The organism is Kribbella jejuensis (assembly GCF_006715085.1).
Taxonomy (GTDB): Bacteria; Actinomycetota; Actinomycetes; order Propionibacteriales; family Kribbellaceae; genus Kribbella; species Kribbella jejuensis.
Window position 1 is genome coordinate 2,352,134 of the sequence record NZ_VFMM01000001.1, and the last position, 14,897, is coordinate 2,367,030.

Sequence of the window (14,897 nt, forward strand, 5' to 3'; positions counted from 1 at the left end):
GTTGCATGGCGGCGCTACGGTGCCGCCATGCGCTCGCCGATGGTCCGTGGGGTCGTCGGCGCTGTCGTAGTCGCCCTTGCCAGCCTGGTGACGTCCGTGGTGCCGCGGTCTTCTTGGGTAGCCTCGTTCCCGCTGCGCGACTCCCTGCCCGGCCGGATGGTCGGGCTGACGTTCATGGTGGCCGGGCTCGGCTTGATGTCTTGGGCCTGGCTGACCGTGGGCCGGCGAGTGATGGCCGGCGAGAAGCTCCCGCTGCTGAGGATGACGGCGTGCTGGAGCATCCCGCTCCTGCTGGCGCCGCCTCTGTTCAGCCGCGACGCCTGGAGCTACGCCGCCCAAGGCGCACTGGTGGCGGAGGGCTACAACCCTTACGAGGTAGGGCCCGGCGTACTGTCCGGCCACATCGTCGAGGCCGTGGATCCCATGTGGATGCAGACACCTGCACCGTACGGCCCTGTGCCGCTGGCGTACGGCGGTCTGGTCGCGCACCTGACCATGAACCCGTACCTGCTCATGCTGGCGCACCGCCTCCTCGCAGTACTCGGCGTGGTGCTCATAGCGTGGGCCGTACCGCGCCTTGCGACCGCGTGTCGCGTCGACCCGGCCTTCGCGACCTGGCTGGTCGTACTGAACCCCATGCTGATCACCCACGGCATCGGCGCAGCCCACAACGACATGCTGATGCTCGGACTCGCCTGCAGCGCGTTCGCACTGGCCCTGACAGGCCATTGGGGTACGGCGGCTGTCGTGGCGGGTTCTGCGGCCGCGGTGAAGCTCCCGGGCGGACTGGTCGCCATAGCGATCGCAGCAGTGATGAGCCCGCTGGCGGGACGACTACACCGCCTTGCGAGTCTTGGGATCGCGGGAGCTGTCTCCGTGCTGACCCTGGTCACCGTCGGCGCCCTGACCGGTGTGGGCTCCGGCTGGCTCGGTGCACTCGACGTACCCGGACTGGTTCGTTCGCCGTTCTCCATCGCCAACCTCATCGGCATGGCGGCGTCCGGCGTACTCGGCTGGCTCGGTGAGAACACTGCGGCCGCACAGGCGCTGCAGATCGTCCGGCTGATCGGCATGGTCGCAGCACTCGGCCTGATCGCCTGGCTGAGCCTCAGGTCGTCCATCCACTACGCCGCGCGCGCTGTAGGAGTCGCCCTGCTCGCGGTTGTCGTTCTAGGTCCAAGCGCGCACGACTGGTATTTCCTGTGGTGCCTGCCGTTCCTCGCCGTCGCACGTCCCGGCCGGCGGCTGACCACGATCATCACCGCGGTCAGCCTGATCTTCACGATCGCGGCACCGCTCAACTCGTCACTGCGCGGTGCGACCATCCCGATCCTCACGACGACCGCACTGGTCATCGCGATCGCCCTGCCGCTCCTGAACCACCTCCGCACCCTGCAGCCGGCGCAGAAGGTCCCTGTTACAGCTGCTTGAGCGCCTCCACGAGTGACTGGCTCAACGGCCGGTGGTCGTCTCGCGAGAGCCGTACCTCCACCACGTCCAGTCCGGCGACGGTCGGTGTGAGCGCAGCACGCAGCTCGTCGACGGTCCGCACCAGGGTGTACGGCGTACCGCTGGCGGCGCACAGTGCGGACAGGTCGACGTTGTGCGGCGTACCGAAGACACGCTCGAAGTGCGTGGCATGGTCGGGATCGCCCTGCTCGAGCGTGGAGAAGATGCCGCCGCCGTTGTCGTTGACGACCACGATCCGCAGGTCCGGGCGGGCCTCGTCCGGCCCGATGATCAGGCCGTTGCTGTCGTGCAGGAACGCCAGGTCGCCGATCAGCGCGTACGTCGGCCCTGCGTTCGCCAGCGCAGCGCCGACGGCGGTGGAGATCGTGCCGTCGATGCCAGCCAGGCCGCGATTGGCGATGGTACGGATCGGGACGACCGGGGCGAGGTCGAGGTCGCGGACCGGGTTCGAGGAGGCGACGACGAGCATGCCGTCGGCACCGACCGCCTCACCGACGAGCGCTGCGACGCGCGGGCCGCTGAGCCCGTCCGCGAGCACCTTGTCGATGGCCGGCCGGGCGGCCTGGTCCGCGTCCTGCCATCGCTGCAGCCAGTCGGTCGTGTCGGCCGCGGTCACCGTCAGCCCGGACACCACAGCAGCCGCGCGGCGCGCCGGGTCCGGCCAGTGCCCGGTCGGCGAAACCACGATCACCTCGACGTCCGGACGCGCCAGCAACTTCGAGATCGGCCGCGACAACGTCGGGTGCCCGAACACCAGCACCCGCTCGATCTCGTCTGCGAGAGTGCTTGCCTGTAGCAACAACCGGTACGCGCTGATCACGGACCGCCCGGTCCGCGCCCGGCTGGACGGCTCCGCGAACAGGGGCCACTGCCCAGCCTCCGCCACCAGCCGCGCGGCCTGCGAAGCGCCATCCCCTGCAACTACAACTGTTCGGGCCACCGGAGACACAGCCGCGGGTTGCGCAGTGGCAGCATGCACCGCAGTCCAAGGGCCTGTACTGCGACCGTTGAGTGGCTCCGGCCACTCCGGACCGTCAGTAGGCACCAGCGGCTCGCTGAACGGGCAGTTGAGCTGCACCGGCCCCGGATCAGCCGACCGCGCCCCGGTGGCGACAGCAACAGCCCGCGCAACCTGCGACCGCCAGTAAGCGACCTGCCCAACCTCACGAATCGGCGTCCCCATCTCGTGGAACAACCGCACCGCGGACCCGAAGACCTTCAACTGGTCCGTCGTCTGGTTCGCACCGCTACCTCTCAACGCCGGCGGCCGATCAGCGCTCAGCACGATCAACGGCAGCCCACTGTGCGACGCCTCCAGCACAGCAGGGTGCAGGTTGGCCACCGCCGTACCCGAGGTGGTCACCACAGGCACCGGCAGGCCATTACCGCGCATCAGGCCGATAGCCAGGAAGCCCGCAGTACGTTCATCGATGCGGACATGCAGCCGCAGCCGCCCGTCGCGATCAGCAGCCGCGAGCGCCAGAGCCAGTGGCGCACTACGGGAGCCGGGTGAGACCACCGCCTCGCGTACACCGTTGCGGATCAGCTCGTCGACCACCACAGTCGCGAACGCTGTGGACGGGTTCATCCGGCACTCCTTACTCGGGACAGGCGCTCTTCCCACACCCTGGTGCGTTCCGCGTCGGCACGTGCTGCCTGCAACAGCTGGGGATCCGGGGTGACACGTTTGACCGGCAGGAAGCCGTTGGTCGGAAGGAGGGGTTCTGCGACGACCTCCTGGGTGAACATCGACACCGTACCCAGACCGCATGCGTACGGAAGCTCCGGCAGCGCAGCGGCGAGTGCTACCCCCGCAGCGATTCCGACTGAGGTCTCGAGGGCTGACGAGACCACCACGGGCAGTCCGATCTGCTCCGCGATCTCCAGGCAGGCACGGACACCACCGATCGGCTGCACCTTCAGTACGGCGATGTCGGCCGCGTCGAGCTTCTTCACCCGCAGCGGGTCCTCCGCCCGGCGGATCGACTCGTCAGCAGCAACGGGTACGTCCGTACGTCGCCGTACGTCTCTTAGCTCTTCCACAGTCGCGCAGGGCTGCTCGACGTACTCCAGGTCGAACCGCTGCAACTGCTTGAGGTGCTGCACCGCCTGGTCCACGGACCAGAGCCCATTGGCGTCGATGCGGACGCTGCCGTTGCCGATGGCATCCCGTACTGCTTCCACACGCTCCAAGTCGTCAGCGAGCGTCTGACCCGGCTCAGCCACCTTCACCTTGGCCGTACTGCACCCAGACGCCCTGACGATCTCGGCGGCTTTGGACGGCCCCACAGCAGGCACTGTGCAGTTGACAGGCACCTGGTCGCGTACCGGTGCCGGCCAGCCGTCCTCGGCCGCCTCGCGCGCCGCGCGCAGCCAGGAGACGCATGTCGCGTCGTCGTAGTCCAGGAACGGGCTCCACTCGGCCCAGCCGGCAGGGCCTTCGTACAGCATGCCCTCGCGTACTGTGATGCCGCGGAACTTGTTCTTGAGGCCGATCGAGTACGTGATCACCGGACGCCCTCGAGTAGCCGCTGCCGATCAACCTTGCCCGAGGCAAGCATCGGCAACGCCTCCAGCCGTACGACGTCCCGCGGAGCCCAGGCCCGAGGCAGCGTCGCGCTGACCCAGTCGCGCAGCTCGTCCCGCGACGGCTCGCCCACGACGAACGCGACCACCCGCGTCCCCCACTCGGCATCCGGAACGCCCAGCACTACAGCGTCCTTGAGCTCCGGGTGCTCGAGCAGCCGCGCCTGCACCGTCGTCAGCGTGACGTTCACGCCACCGGAGATCACCACGTCGTCCACGCGCCCGACGACCCGCAACCGGCCATCCACGAACTCGCCCCGGTCCTGCGTCCGGAACCAGCCGTCCCGCAGTACCTCGGCGGTGAGCTCGGGCCGCAGGCGGTACCCGGAGAAGAGTGTTCTCCCCTTGATGAGGATGCGCCCGCCGTCCAGGTCGATCAACGTACCGTCCAGCGGCACCCCGCCGTACACGCAACCGCTTCCCGTCTCGGTCATGCCGTACGCCGGGATCGCGTGCACGCCGGCGTCCCGCGCGCGCTGTTTGAGCGGCTCCGGCATCGATGCTCCGCCGATGACGATCGCGTCGAACGACCGGAGCGCCTCCAGATCCGTGTCGAGGTACCGCGCGAGCTGGGTCGGCACCATCGCGGTGTAGCGCCGTCCGCCGGTCAGTTGCCGGGCGGCCTCGGTGAAGCTCTGGTTGAGCAGCACCGGCGTCGTGCCGGCGACCAGGGAGCGGGTGAGGATCTGCAGACCGCCGACGAAGTACGGCTTCATCGGCAGCAGCCACTGCCCCGGGCCGCCCAGCCGGTCGTGGGTGGCGGTCGCCGACGCGATCAACGCGTCCCGCGACAGCACCACACCTTTGGGCTCGCCTGACGAACCGGACGTCGTCAGTACGACGGCGCAGTCGTCCTCGACCGGCTCGTCCGGCGCGGCCGCCTGGCGGACCCGCGCGGCCCCGACGGCATCCTCCGGCACCGGCGCGAACGGCGTACCGCTCCCGTCGAGTACGTCGCTCAACGCGGACAGCACCGCATCCGGCGTACCGGGAATCAGCCGCAAGGTAGACATGTCACTGTCGAGCCTACGGCCCGCGCTCGGCTCACAGCACGTTGGAGAGCTACGCCACACCCCTGGCCCGCGTCCGCCGGTCACCCGCCCGACTGACAGAATCGATGCTCATGGCTACCCCTGCCCAGTGGATCGAAGGCGCCCGCCCCCGTACCTTGCCCGCCGCGATCTCCCCCGTGCTCGTCGGAACCGGCGCGGCCGCCTTCCTGGACGGCTTCGTCTGGTGGAAGGCGCTGCTCGCCCTCGGCGTCGCGCTCGCCCTGCAGATCGGCGTCAACTACGCCAACGACTACAGCGACGGCATCCGCGGTACCGACGAGCATCGCGTCGGCCCGCTCCGCCTTGTCGGCTCCAAGGTCGCGACCCCGCGCGCCGTCAAGACCGCGGCCTTCACCTGCTTCGGCGTCGGCGCCGCGCTGGGCATCGTGCTCTGCGCGACGACCACGTGGTGGCTGCTGGTCGCCGGCGCGGCATCGCTGCTCGGCGCCTGGTTCTACACCGGCGGCAAGAAGCCGTACGGGTACCGCGCGCTCGGGGAGGTCAGCGTCTTCCTCTTCTTCGGACTGGTCGCCGTCCTCGGTACGACGTACGTCCAGGCCGAGAAGCTGCACTGGACCGCCCTCGCCGGCGCGGTCTCGGTCGGCTCGATCGCCTGCGCCCTGCTGGTCGCGAACAACCTCCGCGACATCCCGACCGACTCGGTCACCGGAAAACGCACGCTGGCCGTCGTCCTGGGCGCCGCCAACTCCCGCCGCCTGTACGCCGCCCTCGTCATCCTCGCCTTCGCCCTGGCTGCGGTCTCCGCGATCGCAACCCCATGGGCGCTCCTCGCCTTCATCGCCGTCCCCCTGGCCATCAAGTCCACCCGAGTAATCCTGAGCGACGCAGTAGGCCCAGCCCTCATCCCAGTCCTGAAAAACACCGGCCTCACCGAACTTCTCTACGCCCTCGGCCTGGCAATCGGCCTAACCATCGGCAGCTAGAACCTGCGGCTCATGACGTGAGGGATTCCCAGGCGGCCATTGCGCAGGTGATGACGGTTTCCAGTTCGTCGCGGGTGGCGCCGTCGCGGGCCTGGATCGAGAGACCTTGGACGACGGTGGTGTAGTAGCGGGCCATCGCGTCCAGGGCGTCGGGCGGGATCTCCTTGGCGAGGCGTTCCTTGATTTCCAGGTACATGCCGTGGCGGCCGTCGGCGAGGAATTGGCGTACTGCGTGGTTCTCGATGGCGCCGGTGGGTGCGGCGAGGATCAGCATGCAGTAGTGCGGGTGCTCGGGGTGGGTGATCTGGTCCGCGGTCGCCCGCAGCATCGCATGGATCGCCTCGCGGGCGGTCGGCCCTTCGCGGAGAGCGCGGCGGGGCGGTTCGCCGGCGGTCGCGCCGTACAGCGCCATCACCTGGCGGAACAGGTTCTCCTTGCTGCCGAAGTACGCGTAGATGCTCGCGGACCGGATCCCCATCGCGGTGGCGAGGTCGCTCAGCGAGGTGCCTTCGTACCCGCGTTCCCAGAACACGTCGAGGGCCTGCCGCAACGCGACGTCCGGGTCGAACGTCCGCGGCCTGCCGCGAGTCGCCATCGGCTCCTCCTGGGAGATTTATTGGTCGATCGACCAAGTTTAGCTTGACCAGTGGGTGCCGGGCTGCGAGGCTTTGTTGGTCAATCGACCAACAAAGGGGTGCGGGATGCAGGCGCTGGTGCAGACGTCGCTGGACGGGCCGCGGGATCTGAAGCTGACGGACGTGCCGGTGCCGCGCCCCGGGCCGGGCGAGCTGCTCGTCCGGGTGACCGCCGCCGGGGTCAACTACGTCGACATCTCACAGTCGTACGGCACGTTCGCGGGCGGTCCGCAACCGCCGTACGTCGCCGGAATCGAGGCCGCCGGCGAGGTGGTCGCCGTCGGCGAGGACGCAACAGGCACTGTCGGTACCCACGTCATCGGCGCCACGATCGGCGGCGGCGCCTTCGCGGAGTACTGCGTGATCCCGGCGGTCGCGGCGATCCCGATCCCACCCGGCTGGGACGACGAACAGGCACTGGGTCTGGCGGTGAGCTGGCCAACCGCCCTGGCCGCGCTACGCCTCGGAGCCCTGACCGCCGGCGAAACCGTTCTCATCCATGCCGCCGCCGGCAGCACCGGCCAAACCGCCGTAAAACTGGCCAAACACTACGGCGCCACCGTCATCGCAACGGCCTCCCCGGAAAAACACGAAACCGTACGCCGCCTCGGCGCCGACCACGTCCTCGATTCCCGCTCCCCCAACCTGACCACCGAAATCCTGGCCCTCACCAACGGCGCAGACCTGACCCTGGAATCCGTAGGCGGCCCCACCCTCGAAACCAGCCTCGCCGCCACCAAACGAGTAACCGGCCGAGTAGTAGTCTTCGGCCTCCCCGCCGGCACCGCCCCGATCACCAACTGGGACCTCGTCTACAAACACCAACTCCACCTCATCGGCCTCAACCTAGGCGCCCTGATCCGCTTCGCCCCCCAAACCTTCGGCGAAGTCATGCACGACCTCTTCGATCTCATAGCCACCGGAGTCCTGACCCCCACCACCCCAACCACCTACGACCTCTCCGAGGGCCCCAAAGCCCTGTTGGACCTCGAATCCCGAGCCACCGTAGGAAAACTGGCCCTTCTCCCTTGAGGCCCAAGGCACCAAGTCGCCTGCAGCGCACCCCAGCGGGCCGATGCGGGCGCCGGCCGGTGTCGGCCTGACTGTGTACGCTGGGCGCAGCGTCGCGTGCCGGTGGCAGACCGTGCCAGGCATGGAGGCGTGGAAGCTGAAGGGACGTGACGATGACGTCGTTCACCCCTTCGCCCTCACGTGACTGAGGGCGAGAAGTCCAGGCTGGTGTCCTGGAGCCGAGAGATGCGCCGAGTCCACGACCGGCTACGCGAAGCGCTGCAGGTAACGCGCGAAGCCGTTGCCACAGGCAACACTGGACCGACCCGCGACCTGTTGCTGTTCTGCCATGGGTTCTGCACGGCGCTGACCAAGCACCACGAGTGCGAAGACCGGCAACTGTTCCCCGCGATAGCGGCCGCCCACCCGAACCTGCGACAAACGCTGCGCCACCTCGAGCAGGACCACTCGATGATCGCCGACCTGCTCACCGCCCTACAGCAAGCCGTGGATCACCACGCCAACCCGCCCGACCTGGACCGCCACCTGGAGGGCATCGCCGCCATCATGGAATCCCACTTCACCTACGAAGAACGCCAACTCCTCACAGTGCTGGACACCCTCAACCTGCAAACCGACGTACCCTCTGCCCTCGGCCCCCTGTGAACCCTCCGGTCCGGCCATCCCTCGTCAGAGCACAATCGTCCAGTCAGCGTTCGGGCTGGCGAGGGTGCTCCTGCCGACAGTGAGTTCAACGGTCATGGCGTGCAGCGGGAACTGGCCGGCGGCCGCCCATCTCTCTCGGACGCGCTCAAGGTCATCCCACAACCGCCGCGGAGCACTTTGATCTGCCGTTCCGGTCTTGCCGTCGACCCGCGTCCCGGAGCCTGGCGCCCCGCAGACGGTGCGAAAGCTTATATACGCACGCGACAGACAACCACCGCGACCGGTCCCCACGTCCCCGTTCACCCACGGGCCCCCGCCAAGCCCTCACCCGCGAGCGGCAGCTCGCAATAAGGCGGCTGCCGTAGTGGGGGGGTGGATTACTCCGGTTCGGTCCAGTGGCCGGTGGTGGCGAAGGTTTCCAGGGTGGTGGTGTAGGGGGTGATGTCGATGCCGGCGGTGCGGAGCCAGGTGTCGTCGTAGTAGGTGTTGCCGTAGCGTTCGCCGCTGTCGCACAGCAGGGTGACGATGCTGCCGCGGGCTCCGGTGCGGCGCATTTCGGCGGCCAGGCGGAGGGCGCCCCAGAGGTTGGTGCCGGTGGAGCCGCCGACCAGGCGGCCGGTGACGCGGGAGCAGAAGCGCATGGCGGCGATCGAGGCGGCGTCGGGGACGGAGATCATCCGGTCGACGACGCCGAGGACGAACGAGGGTTCGACGCGGGGTCGGCCGATGCCTTCGATGCGGGAGGGGCGGCCGGTGGAGAAGTCGTGGTCGCCGGCTTCGAAGGCGGGGAAGAACGCGGAGTTCTCCGGGTCGACGACGGCGACCGACGTCTCGTGGCGCTGGTACCGGACGTAGCGGCCGATGGTGGCCGACGTGCCGCCGGTGCCGGCGCCGACCACGATCCAGGTCGGGATCGGGTGCTGCTCCAAGGACAACTGCCCGAAGATGGACTCGGCGATGTTGTTGTTGCCGCGCCAGTCGGTCGCGCGTTCTGCGTACGTGAACTGGTCCATGTAGTGGCCGCCGGTCTCCTCGGCGAGCCGCTTGGCCTCGCCGTAGATCTGGCCGGAGCGTTCGACGAAGTGGCAGCGGCCGCCGTAGAACTCGATCAGCTCGACCTTCTCGGGGCTGGTCGAGCGCGGCATCACCGCGACGAACGGGAGGCCGAGCAGCCGGGCGAAGTACGCCTCGCTGACCGCGGTGGAGCCGCTGGACGCCTCGATCACGGTGGTGCCCTCGTGGATCCACCCGTTGCACAGGGCGTACAGGAACAGTGACCGCGCCAGGCGGTGCTTGAGGGAGCCGGTCGGGTGCACGGACTCGTCCTTCAGGTACAGGTCCACGCCGGTTCCCGGAGGCATCGGGAACACGTGCAGATGCGTGTCCGCGCTCCGGTTCGCGTCGGCGTCCACGATGCGGATCGCCTCGGACACCCAGGCCCGCGCCTTGTCGTCGCGCCGGTCGACCTCCCGGCACACCCCGTCTACCTCACTCATGCGGGCCAGGCTAAGACGTACGGCGCGATTTGAGTATTCCTACGCTCGGTGACCACGCCCGGAGCGGGGAGGATCGCAGGCATGATCCCCCTCGGACCGGTCGAGTTCTCCCCGGCGGACGTCGCCCTGATCCTGGCCGTCCTCGCCTTCGGCGCCGTCGCGCTGGCGCTGCCCGCGACGCTCACGCTCGCCTGGGTCGGGCACCGGCGCGCCACCGCTCACAAAGCCTGGAATGCGGTCTGGTACTGGTTCTGCGGTACGGGGTTGTCGGTCGGGACGACGTTCGCGACGGCGCCGCACATCGGGTGGTGGGCGGTACCGCTCGGGTGGATCCCGACCGTCACGCTCGCGTGGGTACTCAATCCACGCTCGGACCCGGAGGCGAGCTAGTGTCGGAGGTCATGACGACCGGGCAGGGGGAACCGTGAAGGAACGAAGTGAGTTCACAGTCGAGCACAGCGCGCTTGGAGCCTCATCCGCGCCCGGAGCGAAGCGAGGACGCGGATGAGTACGAACAACGATCGGCCGACTCGGCAGCGCGTGACGCTGACTGACATCAGCTCGCGGGCGTGGGAGCACCCCGCGGACCGTGGTGCGCTGGTGGCGCTGCGGCAGCTGAAGGGGTTCGACTACGTACTGCGGAAGATGTCAGGGCTGATCAACGAGCGCGCCTTCCGGCTGCAGTACCTGGGCTCGGCGATCCGGGTCGACGAGCGGCAGTTCCCGACCGTGAACCGGCTGTACACCGAGGCGGCAAGCACGCTCGACGTCCGCGAACTGCCCGAGCTGTTCGTCACCAACAGCCCGATCTGGAACGCGGTCACGATCGGCATGGACAAGCCGTTCATCGTCGTGAACAGCGCCCTGCTGACCGGGCTCGACGAGGAGGAACTGCGGTTCGTCCTCGGCCACGAGCTCGGGCACGCCCAGAGCGGCCACGCCCTGTACCAGTCCCTGCTGATGTGGCTGATGCGCCTGACCGGTGCGTTCAACTGGATGCCGATCGGTGCGCTCGGGCTGCGGGCGATCATCGCCGCGCTGCACGAGTGGTCCCGCAAGGCCGAGCTGTCCGGCGACCGGGCCGGTCTGCTCGCCACCCAGGACCCCGCGGTCGCGCTCCGGGTGCAGATGAAGCTCGCCAGCGGCGGCCAGCTGAACGAGCTCGACACCACCGCGTTCCTTGCCCAGGGCACGGAGTACGAGAGCGCCGGCGACCTGCGCGACAGCGTCCTGAAGCTGCTGCTGCTCGAGGCTCAGTCGCACCCGCTGGCCGTGATCCGCGCGCACGAGCTGCGCCGCTGGGTGGACGAGGGCGAGTACACGACGATCGTCTCCGGCGAGTACCCGAAGCGCCAGGACGACGGCGACGCGTCGATCTCGCAGGAGGCGAAGAACGCCGCCAAGTCGTACTCCGACGCGTTCAACCGCTCCCAGGACCCGCTGGCCAAGTTCCTCCGCGATCTCGGCGACGGTCTCGGCGGCGTTCGCGACTGGGTCTCCTCCAAGTTCCCGCCCCGGTGACGGGGCAGGTGCTGAAGACTGCCCGTCTGGAGGCGTTCAGCGACGGCGTTTTCGCCATCGCGATCACCCTGCTGGTGATCGAGATCAAGGTCCCGGAGGACACCGCCCACCTCTGGGAACAGCTCGGTCACCTGTGGCCGTCGTACCTCGGCTATGTGATCAGCTTCCTGGTGATCGGCCTGATCTGGGCGAACCATCACGCGATGTTCGACCACATCGCGAGCGCGGACCGGGTCCTGCTGTTCCTGAACACGATCCTGCTGATGCTCGTCGCGCTGATCCCGTTCACGGCCGGCGTGCTGGCATCCGCGCTGCGCAACCACGAGGGCGAACGGACCGCGGTCGTCCTGTACGGCGTTGTGCTCGTCGCCGGCGGCCTGCCGTTCAACGCGACCTGGGAGTACGCGCGCCGCGGTCACCGGCTGCTGGGCGACACGATCACCCCGGACGAGGCCCGGACAATGAGCCGGCGCTTCCTCAAAGGCCCCTTGCTGTACGGCGTGGGCACCGCGCTCGGCGCGCTGCTCCCGGTCCTCGGCATCATCGCGTTCTCGCTGCTCATCCCGTTCTACTGGCTGCCGCCCCTGACTCGACGGATCAAGACATGATCGACATACGACCGATCGGCCCCGACGACTGGAAGGCGTGGCGCGAGCTGCGCCTGGCCGCGCTGCAGGAGGCCGCGTTCGCGTTCGGTTCGCAGTACGCGGACTGGGCCGACGCACCCGAGGAACGCTGGCGGCAGCGGCTGTCCGAACCCGGCGCGTACCAGGTGATCGCAAGCATCGACGGCACGCCGGCCGGCATGGCCGGTGGATTCCCGCACGACAACGAGGCCGAGCTGGTCTCGATGTGGGTCGCCCCGGAAGGCCGCGGCAAGGGCGTCGGCAACGCCCTGATGCAGGCGATCGAGAACTGGGCCAGAACCATCGGCGTCACCGCGCTCAAGCTGTCAGTTGTCCCCGGCAACGACCCGGCGCACAACCTGTACCTGCGCCACGGGTACGTCGACACCGACGAGCTCGGCGATCTGATGCCCGACGGCGTACGGCGCGAACTCGTGATGCGCAAACCGCTCTAGCACAAAGGGCCCGCTTCCCCTCGGGGAAGCGGGCCCTTCGAAGAGAGCACTCAGCCGACGTGGACCGAGGTCTGCCCGTCGTTGGCCAGGTCCTTGTGCTTGATCGACAGACCGACCAGCGTGATCAACGCGGCACCCAGTGCCAGGAACGCCGACCAGATGAACGCCCGGGTGAAGCCGTGCGTCGTGGCGAGCGCCGTGAACTGGCCCTGCAACTGCTTGATCTGGTCGGGCGACTGCCCGGACTCGGCTGCCTTCTGCAGGCCCGGGGCCAGCTCGGCGAACTTGTCCTTGATCGCGTTGGTGGAGATCGTGCCCAGCAGCGCCAGGCCGATCGCACCACCGATCTGCTGCACGGTGTTCAGTACGGCCGAACCGACGCCGGAGTCCTCCGCCGCGACGCCACTGACCGCGGTCAGCGTGAGCGGTACGAAGATCAGGCCCATCCCGAACGACAGCACCAGGATGTACGGCAGCAGATGCGTCCAGTACGTCGAATCCACCTGCAGCCGGCTGAACCCGAACATCCCGCCCGCGACGAACACGCCACCGACGCCGGCGATCCAGCGCGGATCCATCCGGGCCACCAGCGAGGACGCGACCTGGGCCGCGAGCACGATGCCGACGCTGAACGGCAGGAACGAGATACCGGTCTTCAGCGCGCTGTAGCCCATGATCGACTGCACGAAGATGCCCAGGAAGTAGAACATCGAGAACATCGCCGCGCCGACGATCAGCATCACGAAGAAGCTGACCCCGCGGGTCCGGTTCGCGAGGATCCGGAACGGCATCAGCGCGTGCCGGGACCGGGCCTCGATGGCGAGGAAGATCCCGATCAGCGCCAGGCCGGCGATGATGAAGATCAGCGTCCAGGTGTCGCCCCAGCCGTTGGTGGCGGCGTGCGTCAGGCCGTACACCAGCGACGTGAGACCCGCCGTACCGGTGATCGCGCCGGGCAGGTCGAACTTGCCGGTCTGCCGCTCGGACTCACCGAGGAAACGGAAGGCCAGCACCGCGACCAGCAGGCCGATCGGGGTGTTGATGAAGAACGTCCAGCGCCAGGACGCCTCGGTCAGCGCGCCACCCAGGATCAGGCCGACGGCAGCACCGGCACCCGACATCGCGGCGTACACGCCCATCGCCCGGTTGCGCTCCTTGCCGGCCGGGAAGGTGGTGGTGATCAGGGCGAGCGCGTTCGGCGAGGCCGCCGCGGCCGCGAGACCCTGCAGGATCCGGCTGATCAGCAGCACGCTCTCGCTCTGCGCGATACCACCGACGAACGACGCCAGGCCGAACAGTACGACGCCGAACACGAAGACCTTGCGGCGGCCGACGATGTCGCCGATCCGGCCGCCGAGCAGCAGCAGACCGCCGAACGCCAGCGCGTAGGCGTTGACCACCCACGGCAGCGACGCGTCGCTGAAGCCCAGCGCGCCCTTGATGTGCGGCAGCGCGATGTTCACGATCGTGCCGTCCAGCACCACCATCAGCTGCGCCATGCAGATCAGTGCGAGCGCGATACCGAGGTTGCGGTGGCCGTGCGCCGGGGCGTCGGCCGCGGTGTCGACCGGCCGTCCGTCCGGCGGATCGGCGTTGATGACTTCTTCGGACATAGGAATTTCCCCTCTTGGCAGACTGTGCTACTTGGTGGCCGACCGGCCCCTCACCGGTCAGCTCGCCTGCGACCCCCGCGCCGCAGGCAGGATCACGTTGTCGATCACTCGGAGGATCAGGTCGTCGGTGGGCTCGATGCCCAGGACGAACGCGTGGTAGATGATCACCGCGGGCAACGTCGTCGTGATCAGCTCGATGTCGACGTCGGGCGCGATCTCGCCACGCCTTACCGCCCGCTGGTAGACCTCGGTCACCAGGCCGAGCCGCGGCGCCAGGAACCGCTCCTGGACCGCCCGCTTCAACTCGGCATCGTGCTGCAGGGCGGTGAACAGACCGGCCATCACGGACATCGGCACCTCGTCCATGAAGCCGCCGTCGCCGCAGGACATCGCGATCAGGTCGCCGCGCAGGCTGCCGGTGTCGACCTGCTCCGGCATCGGGCAGCCCTTGGCCCGGCTGATCGCGTCCACGACCAGTTCGGCCTTGGTGGACCAGCGCCGGTACAGCGTGGCCTTGCTGGCCTTCGCAGCGGTCGCCACCGCGTCCATCGTCAGCCGGTCGTAGCCGAGCTCGGCCACCACCGCGACGGTCGCGTCGAGGATCTCCTCCTCACGACCGCCTTCGACCCGGGGCCGCTGCCGTACTGTCTCCACATCCATCACCCTGCGTAGCTACATCATCACGATAGAACGAAACCGTTTCGTTTCATCCATCACTCTACGACTCATGTGAAGGGAGGCACAAAGGATTTATCGGGGATTATGCTCGTGGCATAGGTCACTCTCCGTACCAGTCGATCACTGGTACGGCGTTTGGAGGCG

Annotated in this window: 15 protein-coding genes; 8 read left to right on the forward strand and 7 right to left on the reverse strand. The window is 68.4% G+C overall.

The window, feature by feature from the left end; all coding sequences use genetic code 11:
- The first annotated feature begins 27 nt into the window (after positions 1 to 27).
- On the forward strand, positions 28 to 1,431 hold the full coding sequence (gene mptB / locus FB475_RS11525; protein WP_141855184.1) for a polyprenol phosphomannose-dependent alpha 1,6 mannosyltransferase MptB: 1,404 nt from the start codon (positions 28 to 30) through the stop codon (positions 1,429 to 1,431).
- Here the strand turns inward: mptB and menD are convergent.
- Genes menD through menE form a run of 3 tightly spaced genes read right to left on the reverse strand, consistent with a single transcriptional unit; the run spans position 1,418 to position 5,069 of the window.
- Positions 1,418 to 3,058, reverse strand: a complete 1,641-nt coding sequence (menD, locus tag FB475_RS11530) for a 2-succinyl-5-enolpyruvyl-6-hydroxy-3-cyclohexene-1-carboxylic-acid synthase (protein ID WP_141855186.1) — start codon at positions 3,056 to 3,058, stop codon at positions 1,418 to 1,420. The two genes, mptB and menD, sit on opposite strands and share 14 nt — an antisense overlap.
- A complete protein-coding gene (locus FB475_RS11535) occupies positions 3,055 to 3,981 on the reverse strand; it encodes an o-succinylbenzoate synthase (protein ID WP_141855188.1) in 927 nt (308 codons plus the stop codon). Before FB475_RS11535 ends, menD begins: the two co-directional genes overlap by 4 nt.
- Complete coding sequence (menE, locus tag FB475_RS11540) at positions 3,978 to 5,069, reverse strand: o-succinylbenzoate--CoA ligase (RefSeq protein ID WP_141855190.1); 1,092 nt, start codon at positions 5,067 to 5,069, stop codon at positions 3,978 to 3,980. The genes FB475_RS11535 and menE overlap by 4 nt, the downstream gene beginning before the upstream one ends.
- A gap of 110 nt (positions 5,070 to 5,179) precedes the next feature.
- On the opposite strand from menE, the gene FB475_RS11545 reads away from it, so the two are divergent.
- On the forward strand, positions 5,180 to 6,052 hold the full coding sequence (locus tag FB475_RS11545) for a 1,4-dihydroxy-2-naphthoate polyprenyltransferase (protein WP_141855192.1): 873 nt from the start codon (positions 5,180 to 5,182) through the stop codon (positions 6,050 to 6,052).
- Between the two features lie 10 nt (positions 6,053 to 6,062).
- On the opposite strand, the gene FB475_RS11550 is transcribed toward FB475_RS11545, so the two are convergent.
- Complete coding sequence (locus tag FB475_RS11550; protein WP_141855194.1) at positions 6,063 to 6,647, reverse strand: TetR/AcrR family transcriptional regulator; 585 nt, start codon at positions 6,645 to 6,647, stop codon at positions 6,063 to 6,065.
- 106 nt (positions 6,648 to 6,753) lie between these two features.
- Here FB475_RS11550 and FB475_RS11555 point away from each other — a divergent pair, with 106 nt between their 5' ends.
- Positions 6,754 to 7,719, forward strand: a complete 966-nt coding sequence (locus FB475_RS11555; protein ID WP_141855196.1) for an NADPH:quinone oxidoreductase family protein — start codon at positions 6,754 to 6,756, stop codon at positions 7,717 to 7,719.
- Between the two features lie 225 nt (positions 7,720 to 7,944).
- On the forward strand, positions 7,945 to 8,364 hold the full coding sequence (locus FB475_RS11560; RefSeq protein WP_238332095.1) for a hemerythrin domain-containing protein: 420 nt from the start codon (positions 7,945 to 7,947) through the stop codon (positions 8,362 to 8,364).
- Between the two features lie 377 nt (positions 8,365 to 8,741).
- On the opposite strand, the gene cds1 is transcribed toward FB475_RS11560, so the two are convergent.
- Positions 8,742 to 9,860 carry an L-cysteine desulfhydrase Cds1 gene (cds1, locus tag FB475_RS11565; RefSeq protein ID WP_141855200.1) on the reverse strand — a complete coding sequence of 373 codons (1,119 nt, stop codon included), beginning with the start codon at positions 9,858 to 9,860 and terminating at the stop codon, positions 8,742 to 8,744.
- A gap of 81 nt (positions 9,861 to 9,941) precedes the next feature.
- On the opposite strand from cds1, the gene FB475_RS11570 reads away from it, so the two are divergent.
- The 4 genes from FB475_RS11570 (at position 9,942) to FB475_RS11585 (ending at position 12,462) form a co-directional block, all read left to right on the forward strand.
- Entirely contained in the window at positions 9,942 to 10,250 is a 309-nt protein-coding gene (locus FB475_RS11570) for a hypothetical protein (RefSeq protein ID WP_141855202.1), read from the forward strand.
- 114 nt (positions 10,251 to 10,364) lie between these two features.
- Positions 10,365 to 11,381: a M48 family metallopeptidase gene (locus FB475_RS11575; RefSeq protein WP_141855203.1), complete on the forward strand. Its 1,017-nt coding sequence runs from the start codon at positions 10,365 to 10,367 to the stop codon at positions 11,379 to 11,381.
- Positions 11,382 to 11,389: 8 nt separating this feature from the next.
- A complete protein-coding gene (locus tag FB475_RS11580) occupies positions 11,390 to 11,989 on the forward strand; it encodes a TMEM175 family protein (RefSeq protein WP_202878306.1) in 600 nt (199 codons plus the stop codon).
- Entirely contained in the window at positions 11,986 to 12,462 is a 477-nt protein-coding gene (locus FB475_RS11585; protein WP_141855208.1) for a GNAT family N-acetyltransferase, read from the forward strand. Before FB475_RS11580 ends, FB475_RS11585 begins: the two co-directional genes overlap by 4 nt.
- Before the next feature lie 50 nt (positions 12,463 to 12,512).
- Here FB475_RS11585 and FB475_RS11590 read toward each other — a convergent pair whose 3' ends face one another.
- Positions 12,513 to 14,075 carry an MFS transporter gene (locus FB475_RS11590; RefSeq protein WP_141855210.1) on the reverse strand — a complete coding sequence of 521 codons (1,563 nt, stop codon included), beginning with the start codon at positions 14,073 to 14,075 and terminating at the stop codon, positions 12,513 to 12,515.
- A gap of 57 nt (positions 14,076 to 14,132) precedes the next feature.
- Positions 14,133 to 14,729, reverse strand: a complete 597-nt coding sequence (locus FB475_RS11595) for a TetR-like C-terminal domain-containing protein (RefSeq protein WP_238332096.1) — start codon at positions 14,727 to 14,729, stop codon at positions 14,133 to 14,135.
- Positions 14,730 to 14,897: the final 168 nt, after the last annotated feature.

What these genes read in the sequence shown, in the direction of transcription:
- FB475_RS11570 (WP_141855202.1), top strand. Translation starts at nt 9,942, where the DNA reads ATGATCCCCCTCGGACCGGTCGAGTTCTCCCCGGCGGACGTCGCCCTG.
- mptB (WP_141855184.1), top strand. Translation starts at nt 28, where the DNA reads ATGCGCTCGCCGATGGTCCGTGGGGTCGTCGGCGCTGTCGTAGTCGCC.
- FB475_RS11575 (WP_141855203.1), top strand. Translation starts at nt 10,365, where the DNA reads ATGAGTACGAACAACGATCGGCCGACTCGGCAGCGCGTGACGCTGACT.
- cds1 (WP_141855200.1), bottom strand. Translation starts at nt 9,860, where the DNA reads ATGAGTGAGGTAGACGGGGTGTGCCGGGAGGTCGACCGGCGCGACGAC.
- FB475_RS11545 (WP_141855192.1), top strand. Translation starts at nt 5,180, where the DNA reads ATGGCTACCCCTGCCCAGTGGATCGAAGGCGCCCGCCCCCGTACCTTG.
- FB475_RS11585 (WP_141855208.1), top strand. Translation starts at nt 11,986, where the DNA reads ATGATCGACATACGACCGATCGGCCCCGACGACTGGAAGGCGTGGCGC.
- FB475_RS11550 (WP_141855194.1), bottom strand. Translation starts at nt 6,647, where the DNA reads ATGGCGACTCGCGGCAGGCCGCGGACGTTCGACCCGGACGTCGCGTTG.
- menE (WP_141855190.1), bottom strand. Translation starts at nt 5,069, where the DNA reads ATGTCTACCTTGCGGCTGATTCCCGGTACGCCGGATGCGGTGCTGTCC.
- FB475_RS11555 (WP_141855196.1), top strand. Translation starts at nt 6,754, where the DNA reads ATGCAGGCGCTGGTGCAGACGTCGCTGGACGGGCCGCGGGATCTGAAG.
- FB475_RS11560 (WP_238332095.1), top strand. Translation starts at nt 7,945, where the DNA reads ATGCGCCGAGTCCACGACCGGCTACGCGAAGCGCTGCAGGTAACGCGC.
- menD (WP_141855186.1), bottom strand. Translation starts at nt 3,058, where the DNA reads ATGAACCCGTCCACAGCGTTCGCGACTGTGGTGGTCGACGAGCTGATC.
- FB475_RS11590 (WP_141855210.1), bottom strand. Translation starts at nt 14,075, where the DNA reads ATGTCCGAAGAAGTCATCAACGCCGATCCGCCGGACGGACGGCCGGTC.